Source organism: Streptomyces sp. NPDC093018 (assembly GCF_040684035.1).
In the GTDB taxonomy this organism is placed as follows: Bacteria; Actinomycetota; Actinomycetes; order Streptomycetales; family Streptomycetaceae; genus Streptomyces; species Streptomyces murinus.
Genome location: NZ_JBFBFF010000027.1, coordinates 24,907 through 42,756 on the forward strand (window position 1 = coordinate 24,907; position 17,850 = coordinate 42,756).

Annotated in this window: 18 protein-coding genes; 7 read left to right on the top strand and 11 right to left on the bottom strand. The window is 71.4% G+C overall.

All coding sequences use genetic code 11. The annotated features are described in order from the left end of the window. The first annotated feature begins 21 nt into the window (after positions 1-21). Positions 22-1,647 carry an LCP family protein gene (locus AB0N90_RS35995; protein WP_365203558.1) on the top strand — a complete coding sequence of 542 codons (1,626 nt, stop codon included), beginning with the start codon at positions 22-24 and terminating at the stop codon, positions 1,645-1,647. Between the two features lie 81 nt (positions 1,648-1,728). On the opposite strand, the gene AB0N90_RS36000 is transcribed toward AB0N90_RS35995, so the two are convergent. Further along, positions 1,729-2,754 (bottom strand): glycosyltransferase family 2 protein, encoded by a 1,026-nt coding sequence (locus tag AB0N90_RS36000; protein WP_365203516.1) that lies wholly within the window; start codon positions 2,752-2,754, stop codon positions 1,729-1,731. Between the two features lie 249 nt (positions 2,755-3,003). On the opposite strand from AB0N90_RS36000, the gene AB0N90_RS36005 reads away from it, so the two are divergent. Continuing rightward, complete coding sequence (locus AB0N90_RS36005) at positions 3,004-4,386, top strand: LCP family protein (RefSeq protein ID WP_365203560.1); 1,383 nt, start codon at positions 3,004-3,006, stop codon at positions 4,384-4,386. Positions 4,387-4,418: 32 nt separating this feature from the next. On the opposite strand, the gene AB0N90_RS36010 is transcribed toward AB0N90_RS36005, so the two are convergent. Further along, entirely contained in the window at positions 4,419-4,976 is a 558-nt protein-coding gene (locus tag AB0N90_RS36010; protein WP_232988352.1) for an acyl-CoA thioesterase, read from the bottom strand. 119 nt (positions 4,977-5,095) lie between these two features. Here AB0N90_RS36010 and AB0N90_RS36015 point away from each other — a divergent pair, with 119 nt between their 5' ends. After that, positions 5,096-6,349, top strand: a complete 1,254-nt coding sequence (locus AB0N90_RS36015; protein WP_365203518.1) for an LCP family protein — start codon at positions 5,096-5,098, stop codon at positions 6,347-6,349. Here the strand turns inward: AB0N90_RS36015 and AB0N90_RS36020 are convergent. The 3 genes from AB0N90_RS36020 to AB0N90_RS36030 form a co-directional block, all read right to left on the bottom strand. Beyond that, positions 6,346-7,194 (bottom strand): class I SAM-dependent methyltransferase, encoded by an 849-nt coding sequence (locus tag AB0N90_RS36020; protein WP_274506392.1) that lies wholly within the window; start codon positions 7,192-7,194, stop codon positions 6,346-6,348. The genes AB0N90_RS36015 and AB0N90_RS36020 overlap by 4 nt on opposite strands. 80 nt (positions 7,195-7,274) lie before the next feature. Further along, positions 7,275-7,640, bottom strand: a complete 366-nt coding sequence (locus AB0N90_RS36025; RefSeq protein ID WP_365203520.1) for a four-helix bundle copper-binding protein — start codon at positions 7,638-7,640, stop codon at positions 7,275-7,277. 153 nt (positions 7,641-7,793) lie between these two features. After that, a complete protein-coding gene (locus AB0N90_RS36030) occupies positions 7,794-8,951 on the bottom strand; it encodes an acyl-CoA dehydrogenase family protein (protein WP_361673782.1) in 1,158 nt (385 codons plus the stop codon). 199 nt (positions 8,952-9,150) lie between these two features. Here AB0N90_RS36030 and AB0N90_RS36035 point away from each other — a divergent pair, with 199 nt between their 5' ends. Then, positions 9,151-10,494, top strand: a complete 1,344-nt coding sequence (locus tag AB0N90_RS36035) for a UDP-glucose/GDP-mannose dehydrogenase family protein (RefSeq protein WP_365203522.1) — start codon at positions 9,151-9,153, stop codon at positions 10,492-10,494. 150 nt (positions 10,495-10,644) lie between these two features. Here the strand turns inward: AB0N90_RS36035 and AB0N90_RS36040 are convergent, their stop codons facing one another. Continuing rightward, positions 10,645-11,151 (bottom strand): CGNR zinc finger domain-containing protein, encoded by a 507-nt coding sequence (locus tag AB0N90_RS36040; RefSeq protein ID WP_361673786.1) that lies wholly within the window; start codon positions 11,149-11,151, stop codon positions 10,645-10,647. A gap of 89 nt (positions 11,152-11,240) precedes the next feature. On the opposite strand from AB0N90_RS36040, the gene AB0N90_RS36045 reads away from it, so the two are divergent. Further along, positions 11,241-11,609 (top strand): VOC family protein, encoded by a 369-nt coding sequence (locus AB0N90_RS36045; RefSeq protein ID WP_361673788.1) that lies wholly within the window; start codon positions 11,241-11,243, stop codon positions 11,607-11,609. Positions 11,610-11,634: 25 nt separating this feature from the next. After that, the gene (locus AB0N90_RS36050) at positions 11,635-12,027 is read left to right on the top strand and encodes a VOC family protein (RefSeq protein WP_365203524.1); all 393 of its coding nucleotides are present in this window, start codon (positions 11,635-11,637) and stop codon (positions 12,025-12,027) included. A 91-nt stretch (positions 12,028-12,118) separates the two neighbouring features. On the opposite strand, the gene AB0N90_RS36055 is transcribed toward AB0N90_RS36050, so the two are convergent. From AB0N90_RS36055 to AB0N90_RS36065, 3 genes are read right to left on the bottom strand one after another with little or no spacing between them, the layout of a single operon-like run. Then, on the bottom strand, positions 12,119-13,297 hold the full coding sequence (locus tag AB0N90_RS36055) for a dipeptidase (RefSeq protein WP_365203563.1): 1,179 nt from the start codon (positions 13,295-13,297) through the stop codon (positions 12,119-12,121). Between the two features lie 5 nt (positions 13,298-13,302). Further along, the gene (gene purE / locus AB0N90_RS36060; protein WP_078967599.1) at positions 13,303-13,824 is read right to left on the bottom strand and encodes a 5-(carboxyamino)imidazole ribonucleotide mutase; all 522 of its coding nucleotides are present in this window, start codon (positions 13,822-13,824) and stop codon (positions 13,303-13,305) included. Then, positions 13,821-14,960, bottom strand: coding sequence for a 5-(carboxyamino)imidazole ribonucleotide synthase (locus AB0N90_RS36065; RefSeq protein ID WP_365203526.1), 1,140 nt, complete (start codon positions 14,958-14,960; stop codon positions 13,821-13,823). Before AB0N90_RS36065 ends, purE begins: the two co-directional genes overlap by 4 nt. Before the next feature lie 217 nt (positions 14,961-15,177). On the opposite strand from AB0N90_RS36065, the gene AB0N90_RS36070 reads away from it, so the two are divergent. Beyond that, the gene (locus AB0N90_RS36070) at positions 15,178-15,684 is read left to right on the top strand and encodes a GtrA family protein (protein WP_086807868.1); all 507 of its coding nucleotides are present in this window, start codon (positions 15,178-15,180) and stop codon (positions 15,682-15,684) included. 59 nt (positions 15,685-15,743) lie between these two features. Here AB0N90_RS36070 and AB0N90_RS36075 read toward each other — a convergent pair whose 3' ends face one another. Continuing rightward, positions 15,744-17,015, bottom strand: coding sequence for an ATP-binding protein (locus AB0N90_RS36075; protein WP_361673793.1), 1,272 nt, complete (start codon positions 17,013-17,015; stop codon positions 15,744-15,746). Positions 17,016-17,056: 41 nt separating this feature from the next. Next, the gene (locus tag AB0N90_RS36080) at positions 17,057-17,734 is read right to left on the bottom strand and encodes a response regulator transcription factor (RefSeq protein WP_020940464.1); all 678 of its coding nucleotides are present in this window, start codon (positions 17,732-17,734) and stop codon (positions 17,057-17,059) included. Between the last annotated feature and the right edge of the window lie 116 nt (positions 17,735-17,850).

Sequence of the window (17,850 nt, forward strand, 5' to 3'; positions counted from 1 at the left end):
GCGGCCGGCGTGGATGACACGATGGCGCTCAACCCGCGGACGACGGACCCGGAGGCCGGGGCCGGACGGCACGGCGGCGGACGGCGCAAGGGGGGCTCGGGCTCCAAGGGCTCGGGCGGTTCCGGGGGGTCCACGACCGGTCGGCGGCGCCGGCGGCGCGCGCTGCGCTGGTCGGCGACGATCCTCGCGGTGGTCATACTCGGTACGGCGGGCGCCGGTTATCTCTATTACGAGCACCTGAACGACAGCATTCGCAAGGGCGAGCGCAGCAGCGGTGACGCCAAGGCGCAGAAGACCGCCCCGAACGCGGCCGGACAGACCCCGCTGAACATCCTGCTGGTCGGCTCGGACAGCCGTAACTCGGCGGAGAACCTGAAGCTCGGCGGCAGCAAGAGCAGCGTCGGCGATCCCCCGCTCGGGGATGTGCAGATGCTCATCCACATATCCGCCGACCGCAAGAGCGCCGCGATGGTGAGCATCCCACGCGACACGCGCGTCGACATCCCCAAGTGCACGGATCCGGACACCGGCAAGGTCTATCCGGCGACCAACGACATCATCAACACCACCCTCGGCCGGGGCGGCGCCGGCTGCACGCTGGCCACCTGGGAGAACCTCACCGGGGTCTACATCGACCACTGGATGACGATCGACTTCGCGGGCGTGGTGAAGATGGCGGACGCCGTCGGCGGCGTCGACGTCTGTGTGAAGCAGAACGTCTGGGACCGCCCGACCGCGGCCCAGCGCGGCGGCTCGGGGCTGAAGCTGACGGCCGGTACCCACAAGATCAAGGGCGTGCAGGCGCTCCAGTGGCTGCGCACCCGGCACGCCTGGGGCAGCGACCCGCTGCGGGCCCGCGCCCAGCACATGTACCTCAACTCCATGCTCCGCACGCTCAAGTCGCAGAACGTGTTCACCGACACCGGGCGCCTGATGGACCTGGCCGACTCGGCCGTCAACTCCCTCAAGGTCTCCGAGGAGATCGGCACGGTCAAGAAGCTCTACGACCTCGGCATGGAGATGAAGTCCGTGCCGTCGGACCGCATCACGAGCGTGACGATGCCCAACCTCCCGGATCCGAAGGACCCCGACAACCACGTCGTCCCGAACACGGCCGACGCGAGCAAGCTCTGGGAGATGCTCCGGGACGACATCCCGCTCGACAAGAACGGCGGGTCCTCGGACGCCAAGCAGGCGGCCAAGCCGCAGCCGACGAAGTCGCCCTCCACCGATCCGGCCGGGCTCGGCGTCCTCGTCCAGAACGGCACCGGTTCCTCCTCCCAGGCGGCGGTCCCCGGCCGGGCCCGCACCATCGCCGAGACGCTCGTGAGCGCGGGCTACAGCAGGGCGGTGGCCGACACCGCGCCCCCGCCGCCGCAGGACAAGACGGTCGTCGAGTACCCCAGCGCCGATCTCCAGGGCGACGCCCAGGGCGTGGCCAAGGCACTGGGCCTGCCGGCGACCGCGGTGAAGCAGACCACGTCGGTCTCCGGCGTCACCCTGCTGCTCGGCGCCGACTGGCGCACCGGCACGGCCTTCCCGAAGCAGTCCAAGCCGAAGGCGGGCGACGTCCCGTCCAACGCCGACGCCATCAACGGCGCGGACAAGGGCGGCTGCATGGAGGTGTACGGGCCGTACCGGTGGTGAACGCCGTACCGGTGGTGAACGAGGCGGGGCCCCTCCATCGCGGAGGGGCCCCGCCTCGTTCGGTGCGGACGTCTCGGGCCGTCAGGCGCTCTGCACCGCCGGGCGGCGCGACGCGATGACCCGCTTCGCCAGGGACTTCGGGCTGGTCAGGAAGCCCCAGCCCCAGGACATGTGCATGGTGGCGAGGGCCACGGGGATCTGGAGGCGGGCCTTGAGGGGCAGGCCCTTGCCCGCGGGCAGGGAGCCGGTGGCGATCGCGGCGAGGTAGCCGCCGGGGATCACCAGGCCCCAGGGGGTCAGGGCCGCGCCGACCACGATGCCCGCGGCTATCGCGCAGACCGCGGTCGGCGGGGCGAGGTAGCGCAGGTTGATGGAGCCGGAGTGGTAGCGGGCGACGACATGGCGCCAGCGGCCGTAGTCCTTGTACTGCTTGGCCAGCGCCCGCACCGAGGGCCGGGGGCGGTACGACACCTTCAGCTCCGGTGAGAACCAGATCAGGCCGCCCGCCTCGCGGATGCGGAAGTTCAGCTCCCAGTCCTGGGCGCGGATGAACTCCTCGTTGTAGCCGCCCTGCTGCTCCAGCGCCTCGCGGCGGAAGACACCGAGGTAGACCGTCTCGGCGGGGGCCGCGTCGCCGCCGGTGTGGAAGGCCGCGTTGCCGACACCGATCTTGGAGGTCATCGCGGCGGCGACCGCGTGCTCCCAGTCGTTCTCGCCCTCGGCGTGCATGAGGCCGCCGACGTTCTGCGCGCCGGTCTCCGCGAGGAGCCGTACGGCGGTCTCGATGTAGTTGGGCGAGAGGATGCCGTGGCCGTCGACACGGACCACGATCGGATGCCGGGAGGCCTTGATCGCCGCGTTCAGCGCGGCGGGGGTGCGGCCGGTCGGGTTCGGCACGGTGTGGACGCGGGGGTCTTCGGCCACGAGCTCGGCGGCGATCTCGTCCGTGCGGTCCGTGGACGGACCGAGGGCGATCACGACCTCCATGTCGCCGCCGTACTCCTGCGCGAGGATCGCTTGGACGGCTCCGCGCAGATGCCGTTCCTCGTTGAGGACGGGCATGATCACGGATACAGCGGGGAACCGCACGTCGGGCTTGGCGTTCATAGGGGCCTCACGTTACCGCGAACGGGGGACACCGGTGCGCGCCGCCGGGGCTCTGACGCGGGATGGAGATCGTATCGGCCTACTGTGCTCACGGATCCCACGTACGGCCTCGTCCGGAGGTGTCCCTTGGCCAGCCCGCCCCGGTCCCCGGCGCGACCCCAGCGCCGCCCGCAGCCGCCCCGCCGGCTGCCGCCCCCGCCCGAGCGGCCGGTGCGGCCCCTGCGCCGACGGCGGCGGCCGCGCTGGGCCATGCGGGCGATGACCACGCTGTCGGTGGTGGTGCTCGCCTCCGCGGGCATCGGCCATGCGGTGGTCACCAGCCTGGACGCCGGGATCGCCCGGGTCGACGCCTTCAAGGACATGAAGAACCGGCCGCAGGCGGGCCACGGGATGAACATCCTGCTGGTCGGCACCGACGGCCGGGACAAGATCACCGAGCGGCAGCGGCGCGCCTTCCACCTGGGCGGACAGCCCTGCCACTGCACCGACACGATGATGATCGTGCACATCTCGGAGGACCGGGAGCGGGCCACCGTGGTGAGCCTGCCGCGGGACTCCTTCGCCGAGGTCCCGGCGCACCGGGACCAGACCACCGGCCGGCAGCTCGGCGCGCATCCGCTGAAGCTGAACGCGGCCTACGCCGAGGGCGGCCCCCAGCTGACCGTGCGCACGGTCGAGAACATGACCCGGGTGAAGATCGACCACTATCTGGAGGTCGACTTCACCAGCTTCATGAAGACCGTGGACGTCCTCGGCGGGGTCCGGATCTGTACGGCGACGCCGCTGAAGGACAGCTACAGCGGGCTCGACCTCACCCCCGGCACCCACACCCTGCTCGGCGGGCAGGCCCTCCAGTACGTGCGCTCACGGCACCTGGACGGCGCCAGCGACCTGGGCCGGATGAAGCGGCAGCAGCGCTTCCTGGCCGCGCTGATCGAGCGGGCGACGTCCTCGGGCGTGCTGCTGAACCCGATGCGCTTTCGCGATGTGACCCGGGCGGTGCTCGGCTCGGTGCGCGCCGACACCGGCTTCGGCACCGATGAGCTGCTGGACCTCGGGCGGGCGATGCGGAACTTCTCGCCCTCGTCCTCCGAGTTCACGACCGTCCCCATCGGGCAGATGGACTTCCCGGTCAAGGGCATCGGCTCGACCCTGAAGTGGGACCCGGCCCGCTCCGCCCAGCTGTTCCAGGCGCTGCGCGACGACAAGCCGCTCACCAAGGCCCGTCCGCACTCCGCACCCGCCGCGACGCCCGTCGAGACGGACCCCCGGGGCATCCGGGTCCAGGTGGCGAACGGCACCGGCACGACCGGGCTCGCCAAGCGGATCGACACCGAGCTGGCGGCGACCGGCTTCGCCACCACCCATGAGCCGGTGACCGCGCCCGCCCGGCTGCCGGCCACCGTCATCACGTACGACCCCCGCTGGGACCGCTCCGCGCACACCCTGGCCGCGGCCCTGCCGGGCAGTGAGCTGCGCGCGGCCCCGGGCCAGGGGCCGGTGCTGAAGGTGACCGCGGGCGCCGGCTTCAAGGGCGTACGGGCCGTGCGCTTCGAGGACCCGGGGCATCAGGACCAGGGCAGCGCGAGTGTGGTGCGCGGCAACGAGGTGGTGTGCTCCGGGGACGCCTGAGCGGACGCCGCCCGGGGCACCTCTCGAACCGCCTAGTCGTGGAACCCCTCCGCCACCCGCTGCTCGCGCAGCTCGCGGATGGCGCGGCGGCGGGCCAGCCGGTGGGTGCGGCGGATCTGCGCCTCCTGGTAGCGGCGGCGGTCGCGGTCGGTCTCCGGTATCACCGGGGGGACCTGGCGGGGCTTGCCGTCGGCGTCCACGGCCGCGAAGACCAGATAGGCCGAGCCGACCTGGGTGGGCGGGTCGGACTCGTTCCAGCGCTCGGCGAGGACCCGTACGCCGACCTCCATGGAGGTCCGGCCGGTCCAGTTGACCTGCGCCTTCACATGGACCAGGTCACCGACGCGGACCGGTTCGAGGAAGGCCATCTCGTCCATGGACGCGGTGACGGCGGGGCCGCCGGAGTGCCGGCCGGCCACGGCGCCCGCCGCGTCGTCCACCAGCTTCATGATCACCCCGCCGTGCACCGTACCCAGCAGGTTGGTGTCGTTGTGGGTCATGATGTGGCTGAGCGTGGTGCGCGAGGCGGACGTGGGTTTGCCCGGGATGTCCGGTTCCACTGCTTCCGGCTCCGTGGCCTGGTCTGTCATGCCCTCTACCTTATGCCGAAGCCGCATTCGCGGAATTTGTGTCAGCTTCGCAACAGCGCCGCCCTTATTTTCCGACAGGCCTTGTAAGCCATACGGCGGAGCCCTGCACACTGGTCCGCATGAATGACTGGCCCGAGGCATGGTCCGACGACGATCGGGGCCCCCGCTACGGACGCGGCAGTGGCGGCGCGCAGCCCGAAGGCGCCCGCGCGATGCGGCAGGTGCGGCGCGGCCCGGCGGCACCGCAGTACGGGGCCGGCGTTCCGCAGCAGCCGTCGTACGCGAACGGCGGCTATGACGACGCGTACGACAGCGGTTACAACACCGGACAGGTCTACGGGAACCCCGGCGGCCACGGCCCCGGTGGGACGCCGGGGCCCGGACAGAGACCCGCGCCGAACTGGCGGCGGCGGATCAAGTGGACCGCGATCACGCTGGTGACCGTGTTGATCGTCACCTCGGTCGCGACGTACTTCTGGGCCGACTCCAAGCTGCGCCGCGAGGTCGACCTCTCCAAGGTGATCGACCGGCCGCAGTCGGGGTCCGGCACCAACTATCTGATCGTCGGTTCGGACAGCCGCGAGGGCATGACCAAGGCGGACGAGAAGAAGCTGCACACCGGCGCCGCCGAGGGCAAGCGCACGGACTCGATGATGATCCTGCACGTCGGCGACAGCGGCGACACGCTCATCTCGCTGCCGCGTGACTCGAACGTGGAGATCCCGTCGTACAAGGGCTCGACGTCCGGGAAGGTCTACCCCGCCACGGGCCGCCAGGAGAAGCTGAACGCGGCCTACGCGGAGGACGGGCCGACGCTGCTGGTGCGCACGATCGAGTACAACACCGGGCTGCACATCGACCACTACGTGGAGATCGGCTTCCAGGGCTTCGCGAACATCGTGGACGCGGTCGGCGGGGTGCGGATCAACATCGACAAGGGCTTCAAGGACAAGTGGTCCGGCGCCGACTTCCAGGCCGGCGAGCAGACCCTCAACGGCCAGCAGGCGCTCGCCTTCGTGCGCACCCGGCACGCCTTCGCCGCCTCCGACCTCCAGCGGACCAAGAACCAGCAGAAGTTCCTGGCCGCCCTGGCCCATGAGGTGGCGACGCCCTCGACCGTGCTGAACCCGTTCAAGTTCTACCCGACCATGGGCGCGGGCCTGGACTCGCTGATCGTGGACAAGGACATGTCCCTGTGGAGCCTGGCCTCGATGTTCTGGGCCATGAAGGGCGTCAACGGCGGTGACGGCACCTCCATGAACATGCCCATCTCCGGCTCCACCGGCGGCAACCTCGTCTGGGACAAGGCGAAGGTCAAGACGCTGGTGAACGAGCTGAACAACGACCAGAAGGTCACGGTCGCCGGAAACTAGCCGGGACGGCGCGACAGGGGCGGCCGGGCCGTCGCACGGGCGAGCAGCGCCACGTGCGGCAGGGCCAGCCGCCCCTCGCCGTCCCGGGCGAACTCCGCGCACAGCCGGTCGTACTCCGCCCGGATCCGTACGACGGTCCCGGCGTCCTGCGCGCCGAGGACCAGCCCGACGGTGGCGATCCCGCCCGCGGCCCCGCCCCACCACTCCTCGGCACCGGCCCGGTGGTCCCACTCCAGCTCGGCGGCCCGGGGCGCGTCGAACCCGGCCTCGGCGAGCAGCGCGGCCAGTCCGTCGGGGGTGCGGGGGAAGTCCTCGGCGGGGTCGAGGCGGGGCAGATACGCGGGCGGTACGGCGCCGCCCGCGGTGAAGGCCCGGCCCAGCAGGTCCTGGCCAGCGCCGCGCCGGGCGCTCCACAGGGTCAGCGCGATCCGGCCGCCGGGGCGCAGCACGCGGCGCAGCTCGGTGAGGGCGGCGCGCGGGCGGCCGACGTGGTTGAGCACGAAGTTGCCGACGACGGCGTCGAACTCTCCGTCCGGGAAGGGCAGTTCGGGCAGTACGGCGACCTCGGCGGCGATGCCGTGCAGCCGGGCCCGCGCCACCATGTCCGGGTCGGCGTCCACGGCCCGTACCCGCGCGTCCCGCTCCCGTGCCGCGCGGGCGGCGGTGCCGGTGCCGGTGCCGACGTCCAGCACCTTGGTGCCGGCCGCGACCCGCGCCGCGTCCAGCAGCCGCGGCACCGGGTGGGCGCACAGCCGACCGAAGCTCGCCTCGTACGCCCGTGCCCGTCCCGCCCACATGGCCCGCTCGGCGGCGTCGAAGGCCGCGGTCGCCCCGGAAGTGATCATGCGAGCACCCTGCCGCAGCGGGCGGCACCTGTTCAAGGGCACCCCCGCGGGCGCCCTTGAACGAGGTCGCGGTGCTCAGGTCACATCCGGGCGCCGGTCATCGCGCGGCACATCTCGGCACACTTGCGACACGCGTCCGCGCAGCGCATCAGCTGCTTGTCGTCCGGCATGGACATACACGCCTCGGCGGCCATGTCGCACGCCTTGGCGCACATCGCGCACATCTCGCCCGCCATGGGCGAGCGGCGCATCATCATGTCGGCGCACATCCGGGTCGTCTCGGAGCAGTCCATGAGCGCGCGCATGATCTGCATCTGCGCCTGCCCGCCCTGCTGCATGCAGGAGCTCATGGTCTCCTCGCAGATGCTGTGGCAGTTCATGCAGGCCTCGATGCAGTCCTGCATCTGCTTGGTCATGGCGGGCATCGTCGTTCCGGGCTGGGCCATGGCTCCTCCTCGGAGCAGGGGGACCCGGGAGCGGGTCCCGTGTGCTTCCGTCCTACGTCGCCCGGCCCGCCCCCGCATGTGACCGACCGGTCGTAAGGCCCCCCGAACGCACGGAAGGCGCCCCGCGGGACGCCTTCCGGTACCGCTGACGGGCTACGGCAGGTTGCGCGCCATGACGATGCGCTGGACCTGGTTGGTGCCCTCGTAGATCTGGGTGATCTTGGCGTCGCGCATCATGCGCTCGACCGGGTAGTCGCGGGTGTAGCCGTAGCCGCCGAGGAGCTGGACGGCGTCGGTGGTGACCTCCATGGCGACGTCCGAGGCGAAGCACTTGGCGGCGGCGCCCAGGTAGGTGAGGTCGGCGTCGCCGCGCTCGGAGGCGGCGGCGGCCTGGTAGGTGAGGGCGCGGGCGGCGGAGATCTTCATCGCCATGTCCGCGAGCATGAACTGGATGCCCTGGAAGTCGGCGATCGCCTTGCCGAACTGCTTGCGCTCCTGGACATAGCCCTTGGCGTAGTCGAGGGCGCCCTGCGCGACACCGAGCGCCTGGGCGGCGATGGTGATGCGGGTGTGGTCCAGGGTCTTCATCGCCGTCATGAAGCCCGTGCCCTCCTCGCCGATCATGCGGTCGGCGGGGATGCGGACGTTGTCGAAGTAGACCTCGCGGGTCGGGGAGCCCTTGATGCCGAGCTTCTTCTCGGGGGCGCCGAAGGAGACGCCCTCGTCCGACTTCTCGACCACGAAGGCGGAGATGCCCTTGGAGCGCTTGGTCGGGTCGGTGACGGCCATGACCGTGTAGTACTCGGAGACGCCCGCGTTGGTGATCCAGCGCTTGACGCCGTTGAGGATCCAGTGGTCGCCGTCGCGGACCGCCTTGGTCTTCATACCGGCCGCGTCCGAACCCGCGTCCGGCTCGGAGAGGCAGTACGAGAACATCGCGTCGCCCTTGGCCAGCGGGCCCAGGTACTTCTTCTTCAGCTCCTCGGAGCCGGAGAGGATCACCGGAAGCGAGCCCAGCTTGTTCACCGCGGGGATCAGGGAGGAGGACACGCAGGCGCGGGCCACCTCCTCGATCACGATGACCGTGGCGAGCGCGTCGGCGCCGGCGCCGCCGTACTCCTCCGGGACGTGCACGGCGTGCATGTCGTTGGCCACCAGGGCGTCGAGGGCCTCCTGCGGGAAGCGGGCCTCCTCGTCCACCGCGGCGGCGTACGGCGCGATCTTCGCCTCGACCAGGGAGCGGACGGCGTCGCGGAGCATGTCGTGCTCCTCGGACGGGCGGTACAGGTCGAAGTCAGCCGATCCGGCCAAGGTCTCTCACGCTCCAAAGACGCAGTGATGATGACGCATCACGGACATTACAAACGCTAATTACCGTTAAGTAACTCAAATTTTAGAGCCCTGGCCCCGAGTCGCCTACGTGAGGTTGGCGACAGCGGGAAAGTTGCCCCCCGAGCGGCCCGGCTATGCTCGGGCCCGCACGAGAGAATCCCCGAGCTGGAGCGCGTCCATGAGCCTGAAGATCACCGTGATCGGCACCGGGTATCTCGGCGCCACCCACGCCGCGGCCATGGCCGAGCTGGGATTCGAGGTGCTGGGCCTGGATGTCGTACCCGAGAAGATCGCCATGCTGGAGCGCGGCGAGACCCCGATGTACGAGCCGGGGCTCGAAGAGCTGCTGCGCCGGCATGTGGCCGGGATCGAGGGGTCGACCGGGCGGCTGCGCTTCACCACCGACTGGGCCGAGGTCGGCGCCTTCGGCGATGTGCACTTCGTGTGTGTGAACACCCCGCAGAAGCACGGCGAGTACGCCTGCGACATGTCGTACGTCGACTCCGCGATCGCCTCCCTCGCCCCGCATCTGCGCGGCCCTGCCCTGGTGGTCGGCAAGTCCACGGTGCCGGTCGGTTCGGCCGAACGGCTGGCCGCCTACCTCGCCGAGCACTCCCCCGCGGGCGGCGACGCCGAGCTGGCCTGGAACCCGGAGTTCCTGCGCGAGGGCTTCGCCGTCGAGGACACCCTGCACCCGGACCGGATCGTGGTCGGGGTGCGCGGCGAGCGGGCCGAGAAGCTGCTGCGCGAGGTGTACGCGACGCCGATCGGCGAGGGCACCCCCCTCGTCGTCACCGACTTCCCGACCGCCGAGCTGGTGAAGACCGCCGCCAACTCCTTCCTCGCCACCAAGATCTCCTTCATCAACGCGATGGCGGAGGTGTGCGAGGCGGGCGGCGGCGACGTGGCCAAGCTGGCGGAGGCGATCGGGCACGACGACCGGATCGGCAGCAAGTTCCTGCGCGCCGGGATCGGTTTCGGCGGCGGCTGCCTGCCCAAGGACATCAGGGCGTTCATGGCCCGCGCCGGTGAGCTGGGCGCGGACCAGGCGCTGACCTTCCTGCGGGAGATCGACTCCATCAACATGCGCCGGCGCGGCCAGATGGTGGAGATGGCCCGCGAGGCACTGGGCGGCGACTCCTTCCTCGGCAAGCGGGTCGCGGTGCTCGGCGCCACCTTCAAGCCCGACTCGGACGACGTCCGCGACTCGCCCGCGCTGAACGTGGCGGGCCAGATACACCTCCAGGGCGGCCAGGTGACCGTGTACGACCCGAAGGGCATGGACAACGCCCGGCGGGTCTTCCCGACGCTGGGATACGCCGAGACGGCCCTGGACGCCGTGCGCGGCGCGGATGTCGTGCTGCATCTGACCGAGTGGCGCGAGTTCCGCGAGCTGGACCCGGCGGAGCTGGGCGCGGCCGCGGCGGCCCGGGTACTGCTCGACGGGCGCAACACCCTCGACCCGGAGCTGTGGCGCCGGGCGGGCTGGACGTACCGGGCGATGGGGCGGCCCACCGCCTGACGGGCGAACGCCCGAGGGACACGAGTAAACAGCGCTGGTTCGGCGCACACGGAAACGGCGCTGGTTCGGCCGAGGCTCAGTCGGCCGAACCGGCGCCGTTCCGCATTTTGCCCCAGCCCCCTGTGCCCCGGGGCCCCGGCTTCCCGCGCTTTACGCCCCCTTGGCCCGGTACCGCCGCATCTTCTCCCGCGCCCCGCAGACCCGCATCGAGCACCAGCGGCCGCGCCCGGCAGGGCTGCGGTCGTAGTACGCCCAGTGGCAGGTCACGGCCTCGCACGCCTTGAGCCGCATCCAGGTGCCCGCCAGCAGCGCCTCGGCGACGGCGGCGGCGACCCGGGAGAGCAGGGCGGTGTCACCGGCGGGGGCGAGGGCCGCCGAGCCGTCCCCCTCGGCCACCGCGACGTACAGCGGCGCGCGGGCCAGCAGTTCGCCGAGCGGGGTGACGGCCCGGTGCGGCGGATGCCCGGCGTGGGCGAGCAGGGCGGCGCGCAGCGACTCCCGCAGCTCCCGCGCCCCGGCGAGCTCTCCTTCGGTGATCCCGAGGCGGGCGCGCCCCTCCTCGGTGTCCAGCGAGTCGGCGCCGTCCGCCAGGTCCACGGTGTTGACCAAGGACTCCACCAGGGCCAGACCCCCGGGAGCCACCGATCTCTCATTCATGGTTGCGACGTTACCCCTTGTCCGGGAGTATGAGGTCACCGTCACCGTTACCGGTTACCCGCTTCTACGGGTAACAGAAGGAGGTCGTCATGGCTCTCGCCGAGCTCGGTGTGGTGGTCCTGGACTGTCCCGATCCCGACGCGCTGGCCGGTTTCTACGCGGCCGTGCTCGGCGGCACGGCCGAGCGCGAACAGGACGGCCGCTGGGTGGACCTGAAGGTGCCCGGCGGGCAGGCGCTGGCCTTCCAGCGGGCCGAGGGGTACCGCGCGCCGCGCTGGCCGGGCGCCGGGAGCGACGGCCAGCAGTTCCACCTGGACCTGACCGTGGCGGACCTGGACGCGGCGCACGAGGGCGTGCTGAAGCTGGGCGCGACGCTCCTGGACGCCGGGGAACCGGGCCGGCCCTGGCGGGTGTACGCCGACCCCGCCGGGCACCCGTTCTGCCTCTGCGCCTGCTGAGACCGTCTCCCCGAGGAGGAAAAACATGGCGTCCGTCGCCCATTTCCGCAACGTCGTGCTCGACTGCCCCGACCCGCACGCCCTGGCCGCCTTCTACGCGGCGGTGGGCGGGGGCACGCCCGTGGCCGAGGACGACACCTGGGTCGTGCTCCAGATCCCCGGCGGCCCCCGGCTGGCCTTCCAGCGGGCCGAGGGCCACACCCCGCCCGAGTGGCCCCGCGCCGACCACAACGGCCAGCAGCTCCATCTGGACTTCGACGCGGGCAGCACCTGGGCGGAGCTGGACACGGCCCATGAGCGGGTCCTGGCGCTCGGCGCCCGCCCGCTGGACGAGGAGGACCGCGAGAAGAAGGACTTCGTGGTGTACGCCGACCCGGCGGGGCATCCGTTCTGCCTGTGCCGGATCGAACACCGGTAGGGCGCACCCGCCGCACCCGCCGTACGTGCCGTACGACGAAGGGGCGGGGTGGCCGATCGGCCGCCCCGCCCCTCTCCTGTCGTCCCGCGCGTCAGCCGTCCAGCGACTCGATCGTCGCGTTGGACGGCGCCTGCTTCGACCGGAGGTCGCGGGCCACGTCCTCCGCCGCGCCCAGCACCCGTACCGAGTTCTGCCAGGTGAGCTTGGCGAGGTCCGCCTTGGACCAGCCGCGGTCCAGCAGCTCGGCCAGGAGGTTCGGGTAGCCGGAGACGTCGTTCAGTCCGTCCGGGGTGAAGGCCGTACCGTCGTAGTCGCCGCCGATGCCGAGGTGGTCGATGCCGGCGACCTCGCGCATGTGGTCCAGATGGTCGGCGATCACCGGCACCGTGGCGATCGGGCGCGGGGTGCGCTCCTCGAAGGCGCGGTGCACCTTCATCGCCTCGGCGGTGGTGTCCAGGTGGTGCAGGCCGTGGGCGCGCATGTTCTCGTCGGCCTCGGCCGTCCAGTCCACGGCCGCCTGGAGCACGAACTTCGGCACGAACGTCACCATCGCGACACCGCCGTTGGCGGGCAGCCGCTCCAGGACGTCGTCCGGGATGTTGCGGGGGTGGTCGCAGACCGCGCGGGCCGAGGAGTGCGAGAAGACCACCGGGGCGGTGCTCGCGTCCAGCGCGTCGCGCATCGTGGACGGCGCCACGTGCGAGAGGTCGACCAGCATGCCGAGCCGGTTCATCTCGCGGACCACCTCGCGGCCGAACGCGGTCAGGCCGTTCGCCCTCGGGGTGTCGGTCGCCGAGTCCGCCCAGTCCACATTGGAGTTGTGGGTGAGCGTCATGTAGCGCACGCCGAGCGCGTACAGACCGCGCAGGGTGCCCAGCGAGTTGGCGATGGAGTGGCCGCCCTCGGCGCCCATCAGGGAGGCGATACGGCCCTCACCGCGTGCCGCCTCCATGTCGGCGGCGGTCAGCGCGGGCGCCAGGTCCGCCTGGTAGCGGTCGAGCAACTGCCGTACGCAGTCGATCTGTTCCAGCGTGGCGGCGACCGGGTCCGGCTGCTCGGCCGGCACGTACACCGACCAGTACTGGGCGCCGACGCCGCCCGCGCGCAGCCGGGGGATGTCGGTGTGCAGATGCCCGTGCTGGTGGCCCGCGATGTCCAGGCGGTCCAGGTCGTAACCCGCCTTCTCGCGCAGCGCCCAGGGCAGGTCGTTGTGGCCGTCGACCACGGGGAACTCGCGCAGCAGGGCGCGGGCCTCGTCCAGGTTCGTCACGGCGCTCACTTCCCGAAGCCGAAGCCGCCGGCGCCCTCGACCTTGGAGCGCAGCCGCTTGCCCTTCTCGGTGGCCTGCTCGTTCAGGTCGTGCTGGAAGTCGCGCATGCGGTGCAGCAGGTCCTCGTCGTGCGTGGCGAGGATGCGGGCCGCGAGCAGCCCGGCATTGCGGGCACCGGCGACGGAGACCGTGGCCACGGGCACACCGGCCGGCATCTGCACGATCGACAGCAGGGAGTCCATGCCGTCGAGGTACTTCAGCGGCACCGGCACGCCGATGACCGGCAGCGGGGTGACGGAGGCGAGCATGCCCGGCAGATGGGCGGCGCCGCCCGCCCCGGCGATGATCACCTTGAGCCCGCGGTCGGCGGCCTGCTCGCCGTACGTGATCATCTCTCGGGGCATCCGGTGCGCGGAGACGACGTCGACCTCGTAGGCGATCTCGAACTCGTCCAGGGCCTTGGCGGCGGCTTCCATGACGGGCCAGTCGGAGTCCGACCCCATGACGATGCCAACAACAGGGCTCATTCGGTGATGGTGCCTCTCAGATAGCCGGCTGCGTGACGGGCGCGCTCCAGCACGTCGTCCAGGTCGTCGCCGTAGGTGTTGACGTGTCCCACCTTGCGGCCGGGCTTCACGTCCTTGCCGTACATGTGGATCTTGAGCTTGGGGTCGCGGGCCATGCAGTGCAAGTACGCGGAGTACATGTCCGGGTAGTCGCCGCCGAGCACATTGACCATCACGGTCCACCTGGCGCGCGGGCGCGGGTCGCCGAGGGGCAGGTCGAGGACCGCGCGGACGTGGTTGGCGAACTGCGAGGTGATCGCGCCGTCCTGGGTCCAGTGGCCGGAGTTGTGCGGGCGCATCGCCAGCTCGTTGACGAGGACGCGGCCGTCGCGGGTCTGGAACAGCTCGACGGCGAGGTGCCCGACGACGTCCAGTTCCTTGGCGATGGTGAGGGCGAGCCGCTCGGCGCCCAGCGCCAGCTCCTCGTCCAGGTCGGGGGCGGGGGCTATGACCGTGTCGCACACGCCGTCCACCTGGCGGGACTCCACCACCGGGTAGGCGACGGCCTGGCCGTGCGGGGAGCGTACGACGTTGGCGGCGAGCTCGCGGACGTAGTCGACCTTCTCCTCGGCGAGGACCGGCACGCCCGCCCGGAACGGCTCGGCGGCCTCCTCGGCGGAGTCGACGACCCACACGCCCTTGCCGTCGTAGCCGCCGCGGACGGTCTTCAGGACGACGGGGAAGCCGTCGCCCTCCGCCGCGAAGCGCACCACGTCGTCGGGATCCGCGACGATCCGGTGCCGGGGGCACGGGACGCCGATCGCGTCGAGCCGTGCCCGCATCACGCCCTTGTCCTGGGCGTGCACGAGCGCGTCGGGGCCCGGACGGACGGGGATGCCGTCCGCCTCCAGGGCCCTGAGGTGCTCGGTGGGCACGTGCTCGTGATCGAAGGTGATCACGTCACAACCGCGCGCGAACTCACGCAGCGTGTCCAGATCGCGGTAGTCGCCGATGACGACATCGCTCACGACCTGCGCCGCGGAATCCTGAGGGGTGTCACTGAGGAGCTTGAACCTGATGCCCAGCGGGATGCCCGCCTCGTGCGTCATACGCGCGAGCTGACCCCCGCCGACCATGCCGACTACCGGGAACGTCACACCTATAGCGTATCGGCCACCGCGGACCGCCCGGATCGCCTCCCTCCGGCCGGGCCCCTCGGGCGGGTGTTCCCCACCGGTCCCCGGCTCTTACCCGCCGCTTTCCGGCCTCTTTCCGACCTGTTTCCCCGCACTGGCCTGGTCCTCAGGCATCGGGCCCCGCGCGCCGATAGCATGGCCGGGTTGACCAAAACCTACCGACGGGAGCTGCAACGCCATGGAACAGCGTTCCTCGGGGCTGCAACGGCTCGTGGGCGAGATGGCCAAGTTCGGTGCCGTCGGCGGCGCCGGCGTCCTGGTGAATCTGGGCGTCTTCAACCTGGTCCGGCACGTCTCCACCCTGCCGGTGGTGCGCGCCAGCATCATCGCGACCGTGGTCGCCATCGCCTTCAACTACGTCGGCTTCCGCTACTGGACGTACCGGGACCGCGACCGCAGCGGCCGCACCAAGGAACTCACGCTGTTCCTGTTCTTCAGCGCGATCGGCCTGGTGATCGAGAACGGCGTGCTCTTCCTGGCCACCTACGGCCTGGGCTGGGACAGCCCGCTGGAGAGCAACGTCTTCAAGTTCCTCGGCATCGGCGTCGCGACCCTGTTCCGGTTCTGGTCGTACCGCACCTGGGTGTTCCGCGCGCTGCCCGCGCAGGAGGCCGAGTCGATCCTGGCGGCGGAGTCGCGCCGCTCCCCTAGCGAGCCCGAGCCGAGGACGCAGCGGGTGCCCTGACCGCTGCCCGGCTCAGCGGACCGCAGACAGACCGCACGAGGGCCTGGCGGCCGTACCGCTCAGCGGACGGTCGGCAGGTCCTCGTCCGTCTTGCGGGCCGGGGGCGTGCGGGAGAGGAACAGGCCGAAGACCGGGGGCTGGGCCTGGAGCAGCTCCAGGCGGCCGCCGTCGGCCTCGGCGAGGTCCCGGGCGACGGCAAGCCCGATGCCCGTGGAGTTGCGGCCGCTGATGGTCCGCTCGAAGATCCGCGCCCCGAGATCGGCCGGCACCCCGGGTCCCTCGTCCGTGACCTCGACCACGGCCTGGTTGCCGGTGACCCGGGTGCGCAGGGCGACGGTGCCGCCGCCGTGCATCAGCGAGTTCTCGATCAGCGCGGCCAGCACCTGGGCGACCGCGCCCGGGGTGCCCACCGCCTGGAGGTGCCGCTTGCCGGAGCTGACGATGGCCCGGCCCATGCTGCGGTAGGCGGGCCGCCACTCGGCGAGCTGCTGCTGGATGACCTCGTCCAGGTCGAAGGTGACGGCGGAGCCGGTGCGCGGGTCGCGGGAGTTCGTCAGCAGCCGCTCGACCACGTCGGTGAGCCGCTCGACCTGCGTCAGCGCGACGTTCGCCTCCTCCTTCACGATGTCCGGATCATCCGTGAGGGTGATCTCCTCCAGCCGCATGGACAGTGCGGTGAGCGGGGTGCGCAGCTGGTGGGAGGCGTCGGCGGCGAGCCGCCGCTCGGCGGTCAGCATCCGCGCGATCTTCTCGGCGGAGGAGTCCAGCACATCGGCGACCCGGTCCAGCTCGGGGACGCCGTACCGCTTGTGCCGCGGGCGCGGGTCGCCCGAGCCGAGGCGTTCGGCGGTGGAGGCGAGGTCGGTCAGCGGGGAGGCGAGCCGGTTGGCCTGACGCACCGCGAGCAGCACGGCCGCGACCACCGCGAGCAGCGCGACCAGGCCGATGATCAGCAGGGTGCGGCCGACCTCGCGGGTCACCGCGGAGCGCGGCTCCTGCACGGTGACGGTCTCGCCCTCCTCGCCGTGCTGGGTGGCGTGGATGACATCGCCGACGGGCCGGGTGCCGATCTCGATCGGCGTCCGGCCGGGCATCTCGATCACCGCGTACTGCTCTTTGCTGACCGGATTGCGCAGCGCGTCGGCGTTGACGTTCTCCGCGGCCAGGATGCGGCTGTCCACGATGCTGGCCAGCCGCACCGCCTCGGACTCCACCCGCTCCTGGGCGCTGTTGGTGATCGTCCGGGTCTCGACGATCACCAGGGAGACGCCGAAGACGGCGATCACCACGAGGACGACGGCGAGGGTGGATTGAATGAGACGTCGACGCATGTTCCGTTACCTGAGGTGATCGCCGGCCCCCGGTGCGGGGCTCAGCTCTTCTCGAAGCGGAAGCCCACGCCCCGGACCGTGGCGATGTAGCGGGGGTTGGCCGCGTCGTCACCGAGCTTCTTGCGCAGCCAGGAGATGTGCATGTCGAGGGTCTTGGTGGACGACCACCAGGTGGTGTCCCAGACCTCGCGCATCAGCTGGTCGCGCGTCACCACGCGGCCGGCGTCGCGCACCAGCACCCGCAGCAGGTCGAACTCCTTGGCGGTGAGCTGGAGTTCCTCGTCGCCCATCCACGCGCGGTGCGACTCCACGTCGATGCGCACGCCGTGCGTGGCCGGGGGCTGCTGCGGCTCGGCGGCGCCGCGGCGCAGCAGGGCCCGTACGCGGGCGAGCAGTTCGGCGAGGCGGAAGGGCTTGGTGACGTAGTCGTCGGCGCCCGCGTCCAGGCCGACGACGGTGTCCACCTCGTCGGCCCGCGCGGTCAGGATGAGGATCGGTACGGTGTGGCCGTCGGCGCGCAGCCGGCGGGCGACCTCCAGGCCGTCCATGCCGGGCAGCCCCAGGTCGAGTACGACCAGATCGACGCCCCCCTGCATTCCGGCGTCGAGCGCGGTGGGTCCGTCCTCGCGCACCTCGACCTCGTAACCTTCCCGGCGCAGGGCGCGGGCCAGCGGCTCCGAGATGGACGCGTCGTCCTCGGCGAGCAGTACACGGGTCATGAGGTGATGGTAGACCGCCCGCATGTGGTGCTGGGGTGTGATCGGTTCCCGGGATTCTTACCTGGGGTGTCCACTGGTACGAACCATCACCTGTGGGATGCGATCGTAGAAGGGGC

Coding starts and splice junctions, on each gene's coding strand:
- AB0N90_RS35995 (WP_365203558.1), top strand. CDS start 22: ATGGCGCTCAACCCGCGGACGACGGACCCGGAGGCCGGGGCCGGACGG.
- AB0N90_RS36000 (WP_365203516.1), bottom strand. CDS start 2,754: ATGAACGCCAAGCCCGACGTGCGGTTCCCCGCTGTATCCGTGATCATG.
- AB0N90_RS36005 (WP_365203560.1), top strand. CDS start 3,004: ATGCGGGCGATGACCACGCTGTCGGTGGTGGTGCTCGCCTCCGCGGGC.
- AB0N90_RS36010 (WP_232988352.1), bottom strand. CDS start 4,976: ATGACAGACCAGGCCACGGAGCCGGAAGCAGTGGAACCGGACATCCCG.
- AB0N90_RS36015 (WP_365203518.1), top strand. CDS start 5,096: ATGAATGACTGGCCCGAGGCATGGTCCGACGACGATCGGGGCCCCCGC.
- AB0N90_RS36020 (WP_274506392.1), bottom strand. CDS start 7,194: ATGATCACTTCCGGGGCGACCGCGGCCTTCGACGCCGCCGAGCGGGCC.
- AB0N90_RS36025 (WP_365203520.1), bottom strand. CDS start 7,640: ATGGCCCAGCCCGGAACGACGATGCCCGCCATGACCAAGCAGATGCAG.
- AB0N90_RS36035 (WP_365203522.1), top strand. CDS start 9,151: ATGAGCCTGAAGATCACCGTGATCGGCACCGGGTATCTCGGCGCCACC.
- AB0N90_RS36040 (WP_361673786.1), bottom strand. CDS start 11,151: ATGAATGAGAGATCGGTGGCTCCCGGGGGTCTGGCCCTGGTGGAGTCC.
- AB0N90_RS36045 (WP_361673788.1), top strand. CDS start 11,241: ATGGCTCTCGCCGAGCTCGGTGTGGTGGTCCTGGACTGTCCCGATCCC.
- AB0N90_RS36050 (WP_365203524.1), top strand. CDS start 11,635: ATGGCGTCCGTCGCCCATTTCCGCAACGTCGTGCTCGACTGCCCCGAC.
- purE (WP_078967599.1), bottom strand. CDS start 13,824: ATGAGCCCTGTTGTTGGCATCGTCATGGGGTCGGACTCCGACTGGCCC.
- AB0N90_RS36070 (WP_086807868.1), top strand. CDS start 15,178: ATGGAACAGCGTTCCTCGGGGCTGCAACGGCTCGTGGGCGAGATGGCC.
- AB0N90_RS36075 (WP_361673793.1), bottom strand. CDS start 17,015: ATGCGTCGACGTCTCATTCAATCCACCCTCGCCGTCGTCCTCGTGGTG.
- AB0N90_RS36080 (WP_020940464.1), bottom strand. CDS start 17,734: ATGACCCGTGTACTGCTCGCCGAGGACGACGCGTCCATCTCGGAGCCG.